Origin of the sequence: Streptomyces sp. NBC_01439 (assembly GCF_036227605.1) — a bacterium.
Lineage (GTDB): Bacteria > Actinomycetota > Actinomycetes > Streptomycetales > Streptomycetaceae > Streptomyces.
Map to the genome: position 1 here is coordinate 2133442 of NZ_CP109487.1, position 18256 is coordinate 2151697.

Here is an 18256-nt window from a genome sequence, read left to right on the forward strand (position 1 = left end):
CATATCCGGTGGTTGTCGGGCGTCCGACCTGGGACGATCAAGGCATGACGCGTACTTTCGACCATCTTGTCGCCGAGGCCGAGTCCGTCTCCGTGGACGGCTGGGACTTCTCCTGGCTCGACGGCCGGGCCACCGAGCAGCGCCCCTCCTGGGGCTACCAGAAACTGATGAGCGAGCGCCTGGCCCAGGTCCGGTCCGCGCTGGACATCCAGACCGGCGGGGGTGAGGTCCTGGCCGGATGCGCTCCGCTGCCACCGTTGATGGTCGCCACCGAGTCCTGGCCGCCCAACATCGACAAGGCGACGCGGCTGCTGCACCCGCTGGGCGCCGTGGTGGTCGCCGACGCCGACGAGCCGCCGCTGCCCTTCGGCGACGCTGCCTTCGAGCTGGTGACCAGCCGGCACCCGGTGACCATCTGGTGGGAGGAGATCGCGCGGGTGCTGACGCCGGGCGGCAGCTACCTCTCGCAGCAGGTAGGTCCGGCGAGCGTCTTCGAGCTCGTCGAGTACTTCCTCGGCCCGCAGCCGGAGGAGGTCCGGCGCGGCCGGCACCCCGACGACGCGGTCGCCGACGCCACCGCGGCCGGCCTCGAAGTCCTCGATCTGCGCTCCGAACGACTGCGCACGGAGTTCCACGACATCGGAGCCGTGATCTACTTCCTACGGAAGGTGATCTGGATGGTGCCCGGCTTCACGGTCGGGCAGTACCGGGACCGGTTGCGCGAGCTCCACGAACAGATCGAACGCGAAGGTCCGTTCGTCGCTCACACCGCCCGCTTCCTCATCGAAGCCCGCAAAACGGGCTGATCTGAAGGGCGGACGGATCTGCGCCGGATCGGTTGCGCGGCCACAGCGTGGCGCAGGTCACTCAATTCAGCGCGTAACGAATCGACTCGGGCATGCGATGAACCGACAGGTGTCCTCGCGCGGCCCGGAATACAGACCCCCCTCCGGTCTGTTTCCCGAGTTCGCGCGATGATGTCCCGCCCACCCTTATCTGTTCGCAACGAGAGGCTCCTTGTGTCGCTCAGCCCGTCCCGTACGTTCCCTCCGGAGATCGCCGAATCCGAGGCCCTCGTCGCGCTCGTCGAGCGCGGCCGCGAGCAGGGTCACATCAACGGTGACGACGTGCGCCAGGCCTTCGAGGCCGGCCGCATCCCGGTGGACCAGTGGAAGCGGGTCCTGCGCAGCCTGAACCAGGTCCTGGACGAGGAGGGTGTCGCCCTTCACGTCAGCGCGGCGCCCGCCACCAAGGCCGCCGCCAAGAAGCCCCGCAAGGCTGCCGCCGCACCGGCCCGCACCGTGGCCAAGAAGGCCACCGCCGCGCCGCGCCCCATCGGCGCCCGCAAGACCGCGGTCACCACCGCGGCCACGGCTGCCACCACCGCCACGGCGATATCCGCTTCGTCGGCCGCCGCGATCGGGGACGAGGCGTCGGCCGAGGCCGCCGCCGAGCCGAAGAAGCGCACGGTCAAGAAGACCGCCGCCAAGAAGACCGCCGTGAAGAAGACCGCGGCGAAGAAGACCAGCGCCAAGGACGCCGACGAGGGCGAGACCCCCGTCGTCGAGGGCGAGGACTGGGCTGCCGAGGACCTGGTCGACGAGGCCGAGGACGAGGCTCCCAAGGCCGGCGGCACCCAGGGCTTCGTCCTGTCCGACGACGACGAGGACGACGCTCCGGCGCAGACGGTCATGGTGGCCGGCGCCACCGCCGACCCCGTCAAGGACTACCTCAAGCTCATCGGCAAGGTGCCGCTCCTCAACGCCGAGCAGGAGGTGGAGCTCGCCAAGCGCATCGAGGCGGGTCTCTTCTCCGAGTACAAGCTCGAAGAGGAGGAGGACCACAAGCCCGCCTTCAAGCGCGAGCTCGAGATCCTGGTCGAGGACGGCCGCCGGGCGAAGAACCACCTGCTGGAGGCCAACCTCCGCCTCGTGGTCTCCCTCGCCAAGCGCTACACGGGCCGCGGCATGCTCTTCCTGGACCTGATCCAGGAGGGCAACGTCGGCCTGATCCGCGCCGTGGAGAAGTTCGACTACACCAAGGGCTTCAAGTTCTCCACGTACGCGACCTGGTGGATCCGCCAGGCGATCACGCGCGCCATGGCCGACCAGTCGCGCACGATCCGCATCCCCGTGCACATGGTCGAGATCATCAACAAGCTCGCCCGCGTGCAGCGCCAGATGCTCCAGGACCTGGGCCGCGAGCCCACCCCGGAGGAGCTGGGCAAGGAACTCGACATGACCCCCGAGAAGGTCATCGAGGTCCAGAAGTACGGCCGCGAGCCGATCTCCCTGCACACCCCCCTGGGTGAGGAGGGCGACAGCGAGTTCGGTGACCTCATCGAGGACTCCGAGGCGGTCGTCCCGGCGGACGCGGTCTCCTTCACCTTCCTCCAGGAGCAGCTCCAGTCCATCCTGGGCACGCTCTCGGAGCGCGAGGCGGGCGTGGTCTCCATGCGTTACGGCCTCAACGACGGCCAGCCGAAGACCCTGGACGAGATCGGCCGCGTGTACGGGGTCACCCGTGAGCGCATCCGCCAGATCGAGTCCAAGACCATGTCGAAGCTGCGCCACCCGTCGCGTTCGCAGGTGCTGCGCGACTACCTCGACTGAGTCGATCTCCTCCAGAACGCCCCCGCCCCGCGGCCTCCGCAGGTCGGGGGCGTTCTGCGTCCGGCCGGGTCAGGTCAGGTCAGGCGGAAGACGGGACCCTTGGGGGTGAACGGCAGGGAGGCGCCCTGGGGGATCAGGTACGCGTGTTCGCGCCGGATGCGCAGGGTGTCGCACCAGCCGTCCGTGATCACGAGCACCGGGGCCCCGGGCGGGAAGTCCTCCGCCCGTTGCAGCAGGTCGACGCCCGGCTGCAGCTCGGTACCGCCGCGCCCGCGGACCCGTACCCGGCCGGCGATCTCGGTCGGGGGCAGATAGCCCGCGTCGTACGGCGCCGCGTCGCAGAAGACGACCCGTGCCGCCGGTACGTCCCGGGCCTCGGCGTACGAGGCGATCGCACCCAGTGCCTTGCCGAGCAGGGCGGCGTTCATCGACCCCGAGGTGTCGAGCACCACGCCGAAGGTGCAGCGGGCGATCTCCTCGGGCGGGAAGTAGCGGCCCGCCCGCGGGATGTCCGGGGTGGATGCCTGGCGGCGCGCCGGGCGCGCGAAGCTCCGTACCGGCTCGGGGCGCGGCACGTGTTCGTCGAACCAGCGGGCGAGCCGGGCGTCCCACGGGACGGGCGGGTGGGCCAGGGCCCGGATCTCCTGGATCAGCCCGGCGGGCAGCAGGCCGCGCTCCCCGTAGGTGTGCAGGTCGAAGCCCTGGACCAGGCCGCGCCGGTAGAACTCGTCCAGATCGGTGTACGGCGCGCTGCCCGGGTGGGGCAGCGGCTCGCCCAGGATGTCCCCGCGGCCCTTGCCGCGCAGGGTGGCGAGGCGGCGCATCCGGCGCAGATCGGTGGCGATCCGGTCGTAGACCTCCTCGACGGAGAGGTCCCTCAGCTCCGGGTCGTACAGCAGCCCGGCGGGCATCTCGCCGACGCCCATCTCGACGAGCCAGCCGTTGACCACGTAGTCGGCGGCCACGTTGTGCAGGTACGGGTCCCGGGCGCCGCGGCGCTCGCCGTGGCGCAGGGCGGCGTGCAGCATCTCGTGGGCGAGGATGAACCGCCATTCCTCGTCCTCGAAGCTGCGCAGCGGGTTGACGTAGATCTCCCCGGCGGTGGCACTCACCGCGGCGACGTCGATGCCCTGGGCGCGGGCCAGCTCGGCGTCGGCGACGATCTTCAGGCCGCTGGCCAGGCCGCCGAGGAGCGGGTACGAGGAGACGAACCAGTTCAGCGCCCGGTCCCACGGGCGCTGTGCCACGCGCTCCCCCGTGACCCGGTCGCGGCGCCCGCCGGCGACCTCCATGGCGGCGGAGACACTGCGGGTCAGGGCGTGCGCGAAGGCGGTCTCCCAGTCGGGGACCGGGGTGGAGTTCCATGCGCGCCAGGTGACCAGGAGCTGGTCGGGGTGGTCGCCGGCGGTGCCGCAGAGTTCGTACGCGGCGGGGACGCCGTCCCGGCGCCAGCGCGCCGCGAGCAGTTCCTCGTCACCGCCGGGGTACTCGGCCGGGAGGTCGTCCGGGGGCCGCAGCGACGGCTGGGTCAGCAGGAATCGGTTGACGACGGCGCAGCGGGCGGCGAGGTCGAAGCGGTCGGGCTGCACGCGCTTCTCGGCGGCCGCGGCCGGGACGTGGCCGAAGCCGAGGTGGAGCAGGGCGTGGGCGAGGGCCCAGGCCCAGGTCCGGGGCTCGACGCGCAGCCCGGAGCGGACGTGGAGGACGCCGTTCGAGTCCACGGCGACCAGGCCCGCGTCGGGTGTCCCGGGGCAATTGCGCTGCTCGCACACGCTTCCGCCGACGGCAGCGAGGGCCGGGTTCCGCTTGACCAGGGCGAGCCCCTCGGCGAATGCCTGGGCGGCGGGGTCGGGCGGGACGGCCTTCTTCGGCTTCGGCCGGGGGCGCGACACGCTCACCGGCGGGCCTCGACCAGGCGCGGCATGTCCCGGGCGGCCTCCACGAGGAACCAGGAGGGCAGCACGGGCAGGCCGTCGGCGTCGTCGGCGATGACGGTCTGCGCCACCTCCACGGAGATCTCGGCGAGCTGGACCAGCAGCGCCTTGGCCCGGTAGGCGGTCTGGCGCAGGGCGGGCGAGACGTGCTCGCGCTGCGCGGGCAGCTCTTTGACCAGGCGGCCCCGGAAGGCCTCGGCGAGGTAGTAGAGCAGGTCGCGGTCGGCGGGGCGGGTGGGCCAGGAGGCGTCGCCCTTCATGATCGCCTCGATGCCGAAGCTGTGCCGCACGATCTTGGCGTAGCCGCAGAAGGAGACGGCGTGCGCGGGGGTGAGGGTGCCGTGCACGATCACCTTGAGGGTCTGCTCGTCCAGTTCCGCGCCGAAGGAGTGCAGGGCGTCGGAGAGCATGTGCCAGGACCGCGGGGTGGAGAAGGGCTCTTCCGTCTTGGGCGGCTGCGACCAGAGGTGGTCGGGGCGGTCGGTGAGGTAGTCGGTGACCCAGGGGTGGATGCCGTGTTCGCCGGCCCAGACCAGCCAGTCCCCCGCCGACGCCTGGAGGTGGACGTGGGTGAGGCGGTTGACCAGCGCGGAGGCGATCGGCCGGGCCAGCGCGTTGTCGGTGGCCCGGTTGCCCGCGCCGATGACGATGGAGCCGGCCGGCAGCTCGTAGGAGCCGATCCGGCGGTCGAGGATCAGCGAGTAGAAGGCCTTCTGGACGTCCGGACTCGCGGCGTTGAGCTCGTCGAGGAAGAGGCAGTACGGCTCGTCGCGGGCGATGGCCTCCGGCGGGCAGAAGACGGACCGGCCGCCCTGGATCTGCGGTACGCCGATCAGGTCCTCGGGGGCTAGCTGGGTGCCGAGCAGGCTGACGCACTCCAGCCCCAGCGCGTCGGCGAACTTCCTGACGAGCGAGGACTTTCCGATGCCGGGAGCCCCCCAGAGGAACACCGGCCGGACGGTGGCGAGGCCGAGCAGCAGTTCGGGGATCTGGGCGGGGGTGACGGTGACGGCGGCCTGCACGGGCGTGGATGTCCTCGGGGGGTGTGGCGGATGTGTGGTGCGGCCAGTGTCGCCGCACCCCACACCCCGGGGCATCCGGTTTTCGCCCCCCGGACGCGCGCCTTCAGGGGGTTTCGAGGAGGTGCTTGAGCTTCGCCTCGCCCCGGGGCATCTCCTTGCGGACCATGGGCCTGACCACGAGGGGTACGAGGGCCCGGCCCAGGCCGTGGCCCTCGAAGTCGACGTCCAGGGTGAGGCGGGAGCGGGCCCCGCCGTCGAGGGGTTCGACGGTGCCGCGCACATCGGTTCGTACCGGCCCGTCGACCCCGTGCACGTGCCAGCTCCTCGGCGGGTCGAGCTCCACGAACTCCATGGTCGTGGGGACCCGCCGGCGGCCGATCTGCCGGGTGACGAGGATCCTCGAACCGACGTGCACGGGAAGGTCGCCGATCGGAACGGCGGACACGGCGCTGTCCTGCCACTCCGGCAGGTGCGTGGGATCCGTCAGGTACGCGTAGACGTCCTCGGGCCTGCGGTCGATGTCGATGCTCTTCCTGAATGCGGACACGGTGACCCCTTGGCGCCCCCTGGGCGGTCCCTCTTCCCAAGCTACTCCGCGGGTGACGCGGCGGCGCGGTGCTTCTTCGCGGACATGGCGGCGTAGACGAGGACGCCCGCGAAGAGGAAGAGCACGCCCTGGTAGACGGCCGCGTAGCCGGAGCCGGCGACCAGCCACATCGAGAAGCCGAAGGCGAGGGCGGCGAGGACGCCGTCGCGGGCCAGACGGCCGGGGTGGACCCGCTCGCGCTGCCCGGAGAGCAGGAAGTAGATCTGCGCGGCGGTGGCCAGCAGGTAGGGGACGGTCGCCGTGAAGGTGGTGATCAGGACCAGGCTCTCGAAGACGCCCTGGGTGCCGGCCGTGTAGTTGTAGACGGTGAGGGCGGAGGCCAGGGCGACGGTGACGACCACGCCGACGACGGGGACCCCGCGCTTCTTCGTTTCGAAGGCCTTCGGGAAGAGCCCGTCCTTGGCGGCGGCGTACGGGGTCTGCGCGCTGAGCAGGGTCCAGCCGTTGAGGGCGCCGAGCATCGAGATCACGGCGGCGCAGGCGACCACGGTGCCGCCCCAGGTGCCGCCGAACATGGCGTTGACGGCGTCGGTGAAGGGGGCCGTGGAGGAGACCAGCCGATCGTGGGCGACCAGGCCGAAGACGGCGACCGTGCCGAGCAGGTAGACGGTGGCGGCGCCGACGGTGCCCAGGACCGTGGCCCGGCCGACGTTGCGCGCCGGGTCGCGGACCTCGCCCGCGCTGACGGTGGCGGACTCGACTCCCAGGTAGCTGAACAGCAGGATCGCCGCGGAGGCGGAGACCGCGCCGGCCGCGCTCTGGTCGGTGGCCCGGAAGGGGCCGAGGTTGGCGGGGTCGAAGAAGAACAGCCCGCCGACGGCCACCAGGAGCAGCGGGGCGAACTTCAGCACGGTGGCGACTACTTGCACCGCTCCGACGTAGCGGGTGCCCGCCAGGTTGGAGAGGGCCGGGAGCCACTGGACGGCGAGGGCGGCCAGGCACATGGACCACTTGTGCTCGCCCGCGGCGGGGAACAGCACCGTGAGGTAGCCGACGGCCGCGACGGCCAGCGCCGCGTTCGAGACCCAGGCGGTGATCCAGTAGCTCCAGGCGGCGAGGAAGCCGGCGAAGTCACCGAAAGCGGCGCGGGCGTAGACGTAGGGGCCGCCGGTCTGCGGGTGGCGTTCGGCGAGCCGGCCGAAGACCAGGGCGAGGGCGATCGCGCCGGCGGTGAGGACGGCGAACGCGACGAGGCTGATGGTGCCGAAGGGGGCCACCGAGGCGGGGAGGAGGAAGATCCCGCCACCGATGATGTTGCCCATGACCAGGCAGGTCGCGACGGGCAGGCCGAAGCGGCGTGCGTGGGGGTCGCGGCCCTGCTCGGGGGGTGCGGCAGCCTCGGCGGGCAGGGTTGCGGTGCTGGTCATCGGTGGTGCGCCTCGGCTTGTCTCACATGGTGGGCGGGTCGACATATGGTCGACCACCGTGCGGGACGTACCAAATCAGCGGGTTTCGTCCCGCGCGGGCAACCCATCGGAAGGAAAGATTCCGCCAACTGGGGCTTCCGGCGGAGAATCCTGCGGCACCGCACGCGGGGGCCGCTCGCCCGGACCGGGCACGGGCGGCGACCCACCGGCGGGATCCGGGGGCGACCCACCGGCCAGGTCCACGGGATGCCGCTCGACCGGGTCCACGGGATGCCGCTCGACCGGGTCCGGGAGCCCAGGCCCCGGTGCTCCTCCCGGACCCTCGGCATCGGCTGGGGCGCCGCACCTCCACGACTTTGTCCCGGGGCACCCGGGGGATACCGCGGTCACCTCCCGAGCGTGCCCGGTACGCGGTCCGGCCGGCGCCTCGCGGGCCGCCGCGAGCGGCGCCGCGGGCTCCTGCGCCGATCCGCCCACCGGCGGAGCCAGGGCCGCGGCCACCGGTACCTGCGGCCCGTCCGCCTCCCGCAACCAGCACCGCAGCACGGCGTGCACCGCCTCCGCGCCGGCCAGCTCCTCCCCGGGGTCCGACAGTTCCGAGGGCCACATCAGGAACGGGTGCCCCTGCTCCCCGCCCAGCCCGCCGTGCGAGCCGATCTGTTCCTCGAAGGCGTGCACCGCGCCCGTCTGCGGGTCGTACGCCGAGTTGACCATGACGTCCGCCACGTGCGGGAAGGCGTCGGTGCGCCGGACGGCCTCCGCCGCACCCGGGCCGAAGGGGGCCAGCAGTTCCTCGGCCTCCCCCGGGACGTCAAGCCGGGCCGCCCTTCCGTCCCGGCCCAGTACCACCCCGTCCACCAGCAGGAACCCCACGCCCGGATGGTTCGCCAAGGTGGTCAGCAGGGCGGGGTGCGCGCGCTCGACGCCCGCCCGCGACGCCCGGCCGGGGATGTCCGGGAAGGAGATCAGGCCGAGGTTGCCCGAGGCCAGCACCACCGGGTCGGAACCCGGGCCCGGGTGCGCCTCCTCGCCCTCTTCCACCGGCCGGTGGAGCGCCGCGAGCACGGCCGCCCGGGCCTCGGCCCCGCTGCGGGTACGACCGGCCCGGCGCGGGACCGGCAGCCCGCAGCCCGCCCGGACCAGGTCCCCCAGGGTCAGCCCGTACCGGCCGAGGAAGGTCTCGCCGGGGCTCTGGCCGTGGTCGGAGAGCAGCACGATCCGGTACCGGCGCGGCGCGTGCTCGGCGACCCGGGCGATCAGCGCGAGGCTCCGGTCCAGGCGTTGCAGTACCCGGTCGGTGTCCCGGCCGCTCGGGCCCGAGTGGTGCGCGACCTCGTCGTAGGCCACCAGGTCGGCGTAGACCGCGGAGCGCCCGGCGAGCATGTCGCCGATCACGGCCGCGACGACCACGTCCCGTTCGACGACGGTCGCGAAGGCCCGGATCAGCGGGTACAGCCCGCCGCGCGACACCCGTGGCCGCTCCCCGCGGATCCGTGCCCGCAGCGACTGGACGACCTCCCGGACCGCCTCCGCCACGAAGGACACGGCCGTACGGACGGCGTTGGCCGGATCGGAGAAGTACGCGAAGTAGCCCGCGCGGGACCGGTTGGCCCGCCCCCGACGGGCCGAGACCGACAGCACCAGCGCCAACTGGTCGGCCCCGCCGCTGAACAGGTTGCCCCGGCTCGCCCCGTCCAGCGTGAGCAGTCCGCCGTCCCCGGTGCGCGCGACGGCCCGCCGCTGGAGCTCGGCGGCGCTGGTCGGCCGGTTGCAGACCATCACCTCGCCGGTCTCCTTCTCGAACCAGCGGAAGGCGGGCACGTCGAAGTTGGAGCCGTGCAGGATCCCGAGCTGGCTGGCGCCGGTCTGGCTCGACCAGTCCGTGCGCCAGGACCGGGCGCGGTGGTCGCCCTCGAGCAGGCCGGCGACGGTGGGCATCAACCCACTGCCGCACGCGCGGCGCAGCTCCTCGTACCCCACGCCGTCCAGCTGGAGCATGAGCAGGCCCGGCGGGGTCCCGGCGGCCCGGGACGGACCCGCCCTGCCCTGCCTGCGGCGGCGCCGGTCCGCGAGGCGGTAGAGCCGCCGCCGGTAGGCCTCGTCATCGCGCACGGCGAGGGCGGTGGAGGTGGCCGACGCCACGGCGGACATCACGGCGGCGACGACCACCGCGGTCTCGGGGGCCACCTCGCTGCGGCCGTCCGGGATCAGGTCGAGCGCCACCAGCAGGAGCGAGCCGTTGAGGAAGAAGACGAGCAGCCCGAGCACCAGGGCGGGCACCAGCAGCAGGGCCCGGACGAGCACCGGCCAGACCAGCGCGCTGAGCAGCCCGAAGGCCCCGGCGGCCCAGGCCGCGGTCAGCCCGATCTGCGTGATGCTGTCACCGTCGTCGGACTGGAGCCGGAAGTCCGGCAGGATCCCGGCGAGTGCGAGCATCGTGAGGGTGGACACGGCCCAGACCAGGAGCACCCGCACCAGGGAGCTGCCCGCGGTCCGCCACCGTCCTCGCCCCACGCCGCCACCTCCCGCGCGCCCCGTCCGTCTTCCAGGCTCGCACAGCCCGGCGCACCCGGTCGGGGCGCGCGGGAGGTGGCGGGACGGGGCGGGTCAGGCGGCCGGTCGGGTCAGGTCAGGTCGGGTCAGGTGCCGTCGTAGCCGGCGGTCGGCATGGACAGCCTGCGGTGCACCTCGGCCTTCATCGCGGAGGTGTACCGGGGCTCTTCGCCCCCGGCGGTCTCCAGCCGTACGCCGCGCCGCTCGCACTCGGCGGTGAACTCCTCGACGGAGCGCAGCGCGCGGGCCAGCACCCGGTCGTTGGCAGCGACGAAGAGGTCGACCTGCCCGGTGTCGACGTCGGACCAGAGCCCGCAGTGGTCGGCGCGCAGCCCGTAGACCAGCAACTGCTTCGTCACGACGTAGCCCCGGTCGGCGGCCCAGCGCGCGCACATGGAGTGCTGGCCGCGGGTGTCCACGGCGAACGGGTCGGCGTCGAGGTCCTCGAGCGGGGCCAGGCTGGTGATCGCGGCCACGCGCAACTCTTCCATGCCGCCGGACCCTACTCCGATACTCCGCGGTAGAGGAGGGGGCTGCCGAGATCCGCTTCCGAGCGGCCGCGCGGGGCAGACTCTAGGCTCGGGAACGGGGCGCGAGGGAGGGAGGTCCGGGTGCCGGTGGAGATCACCTGGTGGGGTCATGCCACGTGCACCGTCGAGGACTCCGGGGTCCGGCTGCTCACGGACCCACTGTTCGCGCGGCGGCTCGCGCACCTGCGGCGGCGGCGCGGGGCGGTGCCCCCGCCCGAGGCGTCCGTGGCCGACGTGGTGCTGGTCTCCCATCTGCACGCCGACCACCTGCACCTGCCGTCGCTGGCGCGCCTCGCGCCCGGCACCCGGCTGCTCGTGCCGCGCGGGGCGCGCCGGGCCGTGCCGGGGCTGGCTCGGGTCGCCGGGCTGCGCGGGCTGGCCGTGACGGAGGTGGTGCCGGGCGAGGAGGTACCCGTACGGGACGGCGTGCGGATCCGGGCGGTCGGCGCGCGGCACGACGGACGGCGGCTGCCGTTCGGGCGCCACCTCTGCCCGGCGCTCGGGTACGTGGTGCGGGGCGCGGCGCGGACCTACTTCGCCGGGGACACCGGGCTGTTCGACACGATGGCCGAGGAGGTCGGGCCGGTGGACGTGGCCCTGCTGCCGGTCGGCGGCTGGGGACCGTACCTCGGCCCGGGGCACCTGGACGCGGGGCGGGCGGCGCGGGCGCTGGCCCGGCTGGCGCCCGCGGCGGCGGTCCCGGTGCACTACGGGACGTACTGGCCCGTCGGGCTGGACGCGGTGCGTCCGCACGAATTCCACGCCCCGGGCGAGGAGTTCGAGCGGCTCGCGCGGCAACTGGCGCCCGAGGTGACCGTACGGGTGCCGCAGCACGGCGAACGGGTGCGGCTGCCGTGACGTGGCGCGAGCTCGCGGCGGCAGCCGGCCAGGTACCGCCGGAGAGCACCCAGCAGGCGGTGGGGTACCCGGCGCTGTTCCTGCTGGTGGCCCTGGGTGCGCTGGTGCCCGTCATCCCGACCGGTGCGCTGGTGAGTTCGGCGGCGGTGGTGGCCTTCCACCACCAGTCGCCGCCCTACGGGGTGCTGCTGGTGTTCGCGGTGTCGGCGCTGGCGGCCTTCACCGGGGACGTGACGCTGTACTGGCTCGGGCAGCGCGGGGTGCGCTCACGGGGCGGCTCGCGCTGGCTGGAGGCGCTGCGCGGCCGGGCCGCACCGGAGCGACTGGAGCGGGCGCGAACGGGGCTGGACGAGCACGGGGTACTGGTCCTGGTCCTCTCGCGGCTGGTCCCGGCGGGCCGGATCCCGGTAATGCTGGCCTGTCTCCTGGCGCAGGTGCCGCTCCGCCGCTTCGCCCGTGGTGACGCCCCGGCCTGTGTGGCCTGGGCGGCGACGTACGCTCTGATCGGCATCCTGGGCGGCACCCTCTTCGCGGAGCCCTGGAAGGGCGTGGCCCTGGCCGTGGGCCTGGCCCTCGCGATCAGCGCGGGGCCCGCGCTCTGGCACCGCCTGCGACCGCGGCCCTGAGCGGGCCCTCGCCTCCCCCACCGGCTCCTACCGGTCCCGGCCGTGTCCCGGCTGTCCCGTGTGTCCCGGGTGTCCCGGCCGTGCGGCGGCCGGTGGGAACGCGAGACCCGTCGGCGTGTTGAGGCCGGTGGAGGCGAGCGTGACCTGTCCGCCGCCCGTCTCGTGGACCCGCACCACCCGGTTGTTGAAGCCGTCGGCCACGTAGAGGTGGCCGGAGCCGTCGAGCGCGAGGCCGAGCGGGGAACTGAGGCCGGTGGTGGGCACCGTGCTCTGCGCACCGCTGCCCACGGCCACCCTCACCACCCGGTTGTTGCCGCTGTCGGCGACGTAGAGGTCACCGGCGGCGTTCGGGGCCAGTCCGGTCGGCTGGGAGAGCCCGGTGGTGGGCACGGTGCTCTGGCCGCTCCCGTCCACGGCCACCTTGACGACGCGGTCGTTGACGAAATCGGAGACGTACAGCTCCCCGCCGGATGCCCACGCCAGCCCCCAGGGGTGCAGCAGCCCGGTGGTGGGGACGGTCGTCTGGGGCCCGCCGCCGGCCGGCACCTTCACGATCCGGTCGTTGAAGCTGTCGGCGATGTAGAGGTTCCCGGCCGGGTCGACGGCGAGCCCCAGCGGGCGCGACAGGTCGACGGTGGGAACCACGGCCTGCTCCCCGCCGTTCGGGGGCAGTACGAGGACCCGGTTGTTGCCGGTGTCGGAAACGTAGAGCCGGCCCGACGCGTCCCAGGCCAGACCGGTCGGCCGCACCAGGCCGTCGAGGGGGACGGTGCCTTGGTCCCCGCCGTCCGCGGGCAGGGCCACCACCCGGTTGTTGCCGTAGTCGGACACGTACAGGGGCGGGCCCGCGGGCGACCGTACGTCGCCGGGCGGCGCGGCGCCCGCCGTACCGGCGGGGAGCGCGCAGAGCACCAGCAGCGCCACCGCGGCGGCCAGCCGCCGGCGCCACCGCCGGGCGGCCGGGGGCGCGTACGTTCGTGACTCGGCCGCCATGCGTTCCACGACTCACCCACCTGATCCGGACGGTCGGCCGGCCCGGTGCCGTACCCCCGTCGACCCTAGGAAGCGTCGGGCGCGGGCGCGGGAGCCACGCCACCGGAGCGGCCGACGGCCACTCCAATGCCCGGGGAGGGAGGTTCGGGACGTGGGGGGGCGAGGCCGGCGCAGACCTGGTCGTGGAGGGTGGGCAGCATGGCCCGGGCGGTGGTGGCCGTCGGGCGGGAACGCTCATCACGACCGTCGCGCTCGGCCCCCGAGACGGGTGGAACCAGCCAATTTCAGCGAGGAAGTGCGTCCCCCACACCTTCCGCCGCACCCCCGACCCCTCTCCGCGGGGGCGGGATCGGGACGGGTCCGACCCGGGGGGCTGGACCTCAAGTGCGCTTGAGTTCATAGGGTCTTGGGAAGGGCACCAGGCTGCACCACCAACGGGGAGTTGATCCGCCATGGAGTACTCGCACGATGACGCCGAACTGATCCGCCAGCCCATCGGCTACTGGAGCTGGGCCGCCTACGAGGCGGTCGTGAACCGCACCCGCGGCGCGCTCGCCGGACTCGGCACCAGCCAGCCCCAGTGGTGGATCCTCGCCCGGGTCGCCCTGGCGGGCGACGAGGTCAGGACCCGGGAGGGGGTGACCGAGACCCTGCGGGGGTACCTCGCGGTGGGCGAGGGGGCGCTGTCCGAGGAGATGGACACGGTCATCGTCCAGGGCTGGATCACCCAGGACGCCGAAGGGCGCCTGGAGATGACCCCCGAGGGGCGAGAGTTCTTCGCCGAGGCCTCCGCCCTGCAGGGGGACCTGTGGGACGAGCGGCACGCCGGGATCTCCGACGAGGAGTACCTGATCACCCTCAAGGTGCTCCAGCGGTTCATCCACAACGTGGGCGGGCAGGCCTGGCACCACTGAACCCGCCTGGCCGCGTCAGTCGCCGGCCCCGGTCCCGGCCCCGGTCCCGGCGCCGGTTTCGGACCCCGCCCCGGTCCCGGCTCCGGTCCCGGCCGTCTCCGGGGCCAGCGTGCGGGAGGCGCCGATCGGCAGGTCCCAGAGGTCCTCGCGCGGGAGGCCGGCCCGGTGCCAGGCGGCCAGGGTGCGGTGCAGGGGTTCCGTGACGGGTTCGGCGGAGAGGACGAAGGTGGCCCAGTGCATGGGGGCCATCCGGCGGGCGCCGAGGTCGAGGCAGGCCCGGACGGCCTCCTCCGGGTCGGCGTGGACGTCGCCGAGCCACCAGCGCGGGGCGTACGCGCCGACGGGCAGGAGGGCGAGGTCGATGCCGGGGTGACGGCGGCCGATCTCGCCGAACCAGTGCCCGTAGCCCGTGTCACCCGCGAAGTAGAGCTTCCGCGGAGCCGCACTCAGGGTGTCGGTGAGGATCCAGCCGCCCCACAGGGACCGGCAGGTGTCGATCAGCGTCCGCTTCGACCAGTGGTGGGCGGGGACGAACTCGAAGCGCACGCCGCCCAGTTCGACCGACTCCCACCAGTCGAGGTCGGTGACCCGGGTGAAGCCGCGGCGGCGGAACCAGCCGGCCAGGCCCGCCGGTACGAAGAGGGGCGTGTGCCGGGGCAGCCGCTTGAGGGTGGGTGCGTCAAGGTGGTCGTAGTGGTTGTGGCTGATCACCACCGCGTCCACCGGTGGCAGGTCCTCCCAACGCACCCCGACCGGGGTCATCCGGGCCGGGGTGCCGAGGATCCGCCGGGACCAGACCGGGTCGGTCAGTACGGTCAGCCCGCCGGTCCGCAGTACCCAGCTGGCGTGTCCGACCCAGGTGACGCAGACGCTGCCGGGGGGCGCGGGGGGCAGCGGGCCGGGCCCGTACGGAAGGTCGGGAATGCCGCGCAGGCCCTCGGGACCGGGCCGGAAGGCACCCTCTCGGGCGAGGCGGGCGTAGCCGCGGACCCCGGGCAGCGGGGTGGTCAGCCGGTCCACGAACGAGCGCGGCCAGCGGCGGTGTTCGCCGAGCGGGCGCGGCGCGGACGCACGCTCCGGTACCGCGGGGGCGAGGTCGGGTGCGGAGTCGGCTGAAGGGGCCGGGGCAGCAGCGGGGGCGGGGGCGGGGGAAGTAGCCGGGGCGGGGGCGGCGGTGTCCGTCCGGTCCCTCATCAGGAAGTCTCCGTTCACCGGGGTCGGGTGGTCAGGCCAGCCCGGCCAGGACTGATCCGAGGAGTTCGAGGGAGTCGCGCACGTGCGGGAGCCCGAGCGGATCGCGGGCGGTGAGCGTGGCCAGCCGCTCCTGCGGGGTGGCGCCCAGCAGCGGCCCGGTGGACAACCGCACGCGCAGCGCACCCAGTTCGTCGGCGAACCGCTGCCCGCCCGGCGTGGGCGCGCCGAGCCGGCCGCCGAGCCAGTCCTCCAGTTCCATCGCGTCGCCGACCCCGTGCCGGGCGAGTCCGGCGCGCAACGGGGTGAGGTCGGCGTACAGGTGCCGGCCGGCCTGCGGGGGCCGGGCCAGTGCCCCGGCCTCCGACAACCGGCGGTGAGCGGCGGCGGCCACCACCCCGTGCAGGGCGGCTGCGGCGTACGCGCGCCCGGCGACGGCGTCGGGTTCGTCGAGGGCGTGCGCGGCGGCCGCCGCGACCGGTCCGGCGACCATCGCCCCGGTGGCGGTCAGGACGTCGAGGGTACGGGCGCGCAGCCAGGTCCCGCGCGGGGTGTCGGGGAAGCGGACGACGGCGGCGGGCCAGCCGGCCGGCAACAACGCACCGGCCAGGTCGACGAGGACGGCCGCCCGTTCGGGGAGCATCTCGGCGGGGCTCAGGACCAGGGTGTCGTGGGGCCGGTGGACGGTGTCGCGCCAGCTCTCGTCGCTGACGACGAAGAGTCCGGCGGAATCGGCGGCCTCGCAGGCCTCGCGCAGCAGCTCGGGCGGCGGCACGGTCGCGGTGGGGTCGTCGGCGACCGACAGCAGCAGCACGCGCGGGTCGCCGCCCTCGGCGCGCACCCGCCGGACGGTCTCCAGCAGGGCGTAGGGGTCGGGTACTCCGCCGCACTCGGCCGGGGTCGGCACGTGGTAGGCCCGCCGTCCCAGCAGTCGGACCTGCGGGGTCCACCAGGCGGGACAGGGGCGGGGCAGCATCACGTCCCCGCCGTACGCCCCGAGCAGGGCCAGGAGCAGTGCGGGGGCTCCGGGGCCCGCGGCCACGCTCTCGGGTGAAGTGGCGAGCCCGCGCCGCCCCCAGTGCCGGCAGGCGGCCTCCCGTACGGCCTCGCCGCCGCCCGGAGGCTCGGGGGCGGCGCGTCCGGCGGCCGCGGCGAGGACGGAGACCAGCTCGGGGAGCACGGGCAGGCCGGGCTGGGGGGCCGGCGGGCCGTACCGGACCGGGCCTCGGCCCTCCGCCGCCGTGCGCTGCATCCCCGCCACCGCCCTCCGCCTTCCGCGCTCGCCCTGCCACGCCCGTCACGCCCGCCACGCCACCGGCCGAGCTCGCGACGCCCCGCCAGACCTGACCTTTATACGATTATTTAAGGCCTTATGCCTGTTATGAAGGATTCCCACCCCTCACACCTCGGCGCCCGTGCGTCAGCCCTCGCGACCCACCATCGCCAGGAGCCTGGCCTGCGCGTCCGCGCCCGCCGGGACCTCCACCGGCGCGGCGTACGCGCCACTGGCCGCGAGCCCGTCGGCGTACGGCATGATCTCCTTGATCGAGAACTCAACGAGGCCGTCGGGCAGCCGGTCCCCGGCCCCGATGCCCCGGGCGAGGTCCCAGGCGTGCACGACGCAGTCGGCGGTCAGCTCCGAGCAGTACGCCGATCCGAGCGCGGGCCCGTACGACAGGCGCACGGTCCGGTCCAACGCGCCGGACGCCGCGAAGGCGGCGTGCGCGGCGGCCGAGGCCCGGTCCCAGGCCGCGACCGGGTCGTCGCCCAGCACGTCGCCGGAGAACCGGTCCGCCAACTCCTCGACGGTCCGACCCTCGGTGACCAGCGGCGGGATCCAGAGCTGCTCCGCGGTAACGTGGTTGACCAGCTCCCGCACGTTCCATTCCGTGCACGGGGTCGGCTCCCCCCACTGGTCGCCGCGGACGTCACGCACCCGTTCACCGAAGAGCCTCAGCGCCTCGGCGTGCCGTTCGAGCAGCGCGTCCGTCATGACCCTCACCGCCCTCCGCCCTGCGAATGTCCCCCTGCAGCCACTCTCCTCGCACCCGCATCGCCCTGCCACCGCCCCACCCCCTCCCCTTGGCACGCAAGACATCTGTCCATATGTCAAAACGCCAATCTCGAATGACGAACTGATCGTCTACGGTGGGAGCAACGCTTCGACGGGGAAACGAGGAGGGGTCCGACCATGAACGCCGCCAGGGAAGCCGCAGCCGAGGAGACCGCCGTCTACACGCACGGCCACCACGAGTCGGTGCTGCGCTCGCACCGCTGGCGCACCGCCGAGAACTCCGCCGCGTACCTGATCGGCGAGCTGCGCGCCGGGATGCGGGTGCTGGACGTCGGCTGCGGCCCGGGCACGATCACCGCGGACCTGGCGGAGCTGGTCGCGCCGGGCGGCCACGTCACCGCCGTCGACGCCGCCGAGGACGTCCTGGTGCAGGCCAGCGCGTTCGCCGAGGAGCGCGGCCTGGGCGACGCCGTGTCCTTCGCCACCGCGGACGTCCACGCGCTGGACTTCCCGGACGACTCCTTCGACGTGGTCCACGCCCACCAGGTGCTGCAGCACGTGGGCGATCCGGTCCGGGCGCTGCGCGAGATGCGGCGGGTGTGTCGACCGGGCGGGATCGTGGCCGCGCGCGACGCCGACTACGCGGCGATGACCTGGTACCCGGCCGCGCCGGGCCTGGACGACTGGCTGGGCCTGTACCGGCGGGTGGCCCGCGCCAACGGCGGCGAACCGGACGCGGGCCGCCACCTGCGGGCCTGGGCCCGGCGGGCCGGTTTCACGGACGTGACCTCATCGGCGACGGCCTGGTGCTTCGCCACCCCGGAGGAGACCGCCTGGTGGTCGGCCCTGTGGGCAGACCGTACGCAGGCTTCGACGTACGCCGCGGTCACAACCCGGGGCGGCCACGCGACGGCCGCGGACCTGGCGGCCGTCGCCGACGCCTGGCACGCCTGGGGTGCGGACCCCGACGCGTGGTTCTCGGTCCTGAACGCCGAGGTCCTGTGCCGGGTCTGACGCGGTAGGAGCTCGGCTGCG

16 protein-coding genes are annotated in these 18256 nt (G+C 73.9%); 6 read left to right on the forward strand and 10 right to left on the reverse strand.

The annotated features are described in order from the left end of the window. The first annotated feature begins 44 nt into the window (after nt 1-44). On the forward strand, nt 45-806 hold the full coding sequence (locus tag OG207_RS09385) for a class I SAM-dependent methyltransferase (RefSeq protein ID WP_329097614.1): 762 nt from the start codon (nt 45-47) through the stop codon (nt 804-806). A gap of 213 nt (nt 807-1019) precedes the next feature. After that, nucleotides 1020-2612: an RNA polymerase sigma factor gene (locus OG207_RS09390; RefSeq protein WP_329097616.1), complete on the forward strand. Its 1593-nt coding sequence runs from the start codon at nt 1020-1022 to the stop codon at nt 2610-2612. Nucleotides 2613-2686: 74 nt separating this feature from the next. Here the strand turns inward: OG207_RS09390 and OG207_RS09395 are convergent, their stop codons facing one another. From OG207_RS09395 to OG207_RS09420, 6 genes are all read right to left on the reverse strand, one after another. Further along, complete coding sequence (locus OG207_RS09395) at nt 2687-4504, reverse strand: vWA domain-containing protein (RefSeq protein ID WP_329107510.1); 1818 nt, start codon at nt 4502-4504, stop codon at nt 2687-2689. Between the two features lie 2 nt (nt 4505-4506). Next, nucleotides 4507-5568, reverse strand: a complete 1062-nt coding sequence (locus OG207_RS09400) for an ATP-binding protein (protein WP_329097617.1) — start codon at nt 5566-5568, stop codon at nt 4507-4509. Between the two features lie 103 nt (nt 5569-5671). Continuing rightward, nucleotides 5672-6115, reverse strand: a complete 444-nt coding sequence (locus OG207_RS09405) for an SRPBCC family protein (protein WP_329097618.1) — start codon at nt 6113-6115, stop codon at nt 5672-5674. Between the two features lie 41 nt (nt 6116-6156). Next, a complete protein-coding gene (locus tag OG207_RS09410; RefSeq protein ID WP_329097619.1) occupies nt 6157-7542 on the reverse strand; it encodes an amino acid permease in 1386 nt (461 codons plus the stop codon). Nucleotides 7543-7617: 75 nt separating this feature from the next. Continuing rightward, nucleotides 7618-10056, reverse strand: coding sequence for a phage holin family protein (locus OG207_RS09415; RefSeq protein ID WP_329097621.1), 2439 nt, complete (start codon nt 10054-10056; stop codon nt 7618-7620). Between the two features lie 125 nt (nt 10057-10181). Further along, nucleotides 10182-10586, reverse strand: coding sequence for a hypothetical protein (locus OG207_RS09420; RefSeq protein ID WP_329097623.1), 405 nt, complete (start codon nt 10584-10586; stop codon nt 10182-10184). Nucleotides 10587-10706: 120 nt separating this feature from the next. On the opposite strand from OG207_RS09420, the gene OG207_RS09425 reads away from it, so the two are divergent. Both OG207_RS09425 and OG207_RS09430 read left to right on the forward strand, forming a co-directional pair. Next, complete coding sequence (locus tag OG207_RS09425) at nt 10707-11483, forward strand: MBL fold metallo-hydrolase (protein ID WP_329097624.1); 777 nt, start codon at nt 10707-10709, stop codon at nt 11481-11483. Next, on the forward strand, nt 11480-12109 hold the full coding sequence (locus OG207_RS09430) for a DedA family protein (protein WP_329097626.1): 630 nt from the start codon (nt 11480-11482) through the stop codon (nt 12107-12109). Before OG207_RS09425 ends, OG207_RS09430 begins: the two co-directional genes overlap by 4 nt. Nucleotides 12110-12136: 27 nt before the next feature. Here OG207_RS09430 and OG207_RS09435 read toward each other — a convergent pair whose 3' ends face one another. After that, nucleotides 12137-13102 (reverse strand): SMP-30/gluconolactonase/LRE family protein, encoded by a 966-nt coding sequence (locus tag OG207_RS09435; RefSeq protein ID WP_329107512.1) that lies wholly within the window; start codon nt 13100-13102, stop codon nt 12137-12139. 452 nt (nt 13103-13554) lie between these two features. On the opposite strand from OG207_RS09435, the gene OG207_RS09440 reads away from it, so the two are divergent. After that, nucleotides 13555-14016: a MarR family winged helix-turn-helix transcriptional regulator gene (locus OG207_RS09440; protein ID WP_329097628.1), complete on the forward strand. Its 462-nt coding sequence runs from the start codon at nt 13555-13557 to the stop codon at nt 14014-14016. Nucleotides 14017-14031: 15 nt separating this feature from the next. On the opposite strand, the gene OG207_RS09445 is transcribed toward OG207_RS09440, so the two are convergent. From OG207_RS09445 to OG207_RS09455, 3 genes are all read right to left on the reverse strand, one after another. Further along, a complete protein-coding gene (locus OG207_RS09445; RefSeq protein ID WP_329097630.1) occupies nt 14032-15210 on the reverse strand; it encodes an MBL fold metallo-hydrolase in 1179 nt (392 codons plus the stop codon). 31 nt (nt 15211-15241) lie between these two features. Beyond that, nucleotides 15242-16459, reverse strand: coding sequence for an aminotransferase class I/II-fold pyridoxal phosphate-dependent enzyme (locus OG207_RS09450; protein ID WP_329097632.1), 1218 nt, complete (start codon nt 16457-16459; stop codon nt 15242-15244). Nucleotides 16460-16627: 168 nt separating this feature from the next. After that, entirely contained in the window at nt 16628-17200 is a 573-nt protein-coding gene (locus OG207_RS09455) for a TIGR03086 family metal-binding protein (protein WP_329097633.1), read from the reverse strand. 198 nt (nt 17201-17398) lie between these two features. Here OG207_RS09455 and OG207_RS09460 point away from each other — a divergent pair, with 198 nt between their 5' ends. After that, nucleotides 17399-18235, forward strand: coding sequence for a methyltransferase domain-containing protein (locus OG207_RS09460; RefSeq protein ID WP_329097636.1), 837 nt, complete (start codon nt 17399-17401; stop codon nt 18233-18235). Nucleotides 18236-18256 lie beyond the last annotated feature (21 nt).

Excerpts from the sequence above, each read along its gene's own strand:
- OG207_RS09420 (WP_329097623.1), bottom strand. The coding sequence starts at position 10,586 with ATGGAAGAGTTGCGCGTGGCCGCGATCACCAGCCTGGCCCCGCTCGAG.
- OG207_RS09445 (WP_329097630.1), bottom strand. The coding sequence starts at position 15,210 with ATGAGGGACCGGACGGACACCGCCGCCCCCGCCCCGGCTACTTCCCCC.
- OG207_RS09385 (WP_329097614.1), top strand. The coding sequence starts at position 45 with ATGACGCGTACTTTCGACCATCTTGTCGCCGAGGCCGAGTCCGTCTCC.
- OG207_RS09440 (WP_329097628.1), top strand. The coding sequence starts at position 13,555 with ATGGAGTACTCGCACGATGACGCCGAACTGATCCGCCAGCCCATCGGC.
- OG207_RS09455 (WP_329097633.1), bottom strand. The coding sequence starts at position 17,200 with ATGACGGACGCGCTGCTCGAACGGCACGCCGAGGCGCTGAGGCTCTTC.
- OG207_RS09435 (WP_329107512.1), bottom strand. The coding sequence starts at position 13,102 with ATGGCGGCCGAGTCACGAACGTACGCGCCCCCGGCCGCCCGGCGGTGG.
- OG207_RS09450 (WP_329097632.1), bottom strand. The coding sequence starts at position 16,459 with ATGCAGCGCACGGCGGCGGAGGGCCGAGGCCCGGTCCGGTACGGCCCG.
- OG207_RS09410 (WP_329097619.1), bottom strand. The coding sequence starts at position 7,542 with ATGACCAGCACCGCAACCCTGCCCGCCGAGGCTGCCGCACCCCCCGAG.
- OG207_RS09460 (WP_329097636.1), top strand. The coding sequence starts at position 17,399 with ATGAACGCCGCCAGGGAAGCCGCAGCCGAGGAGACCGCCGTCTACACG.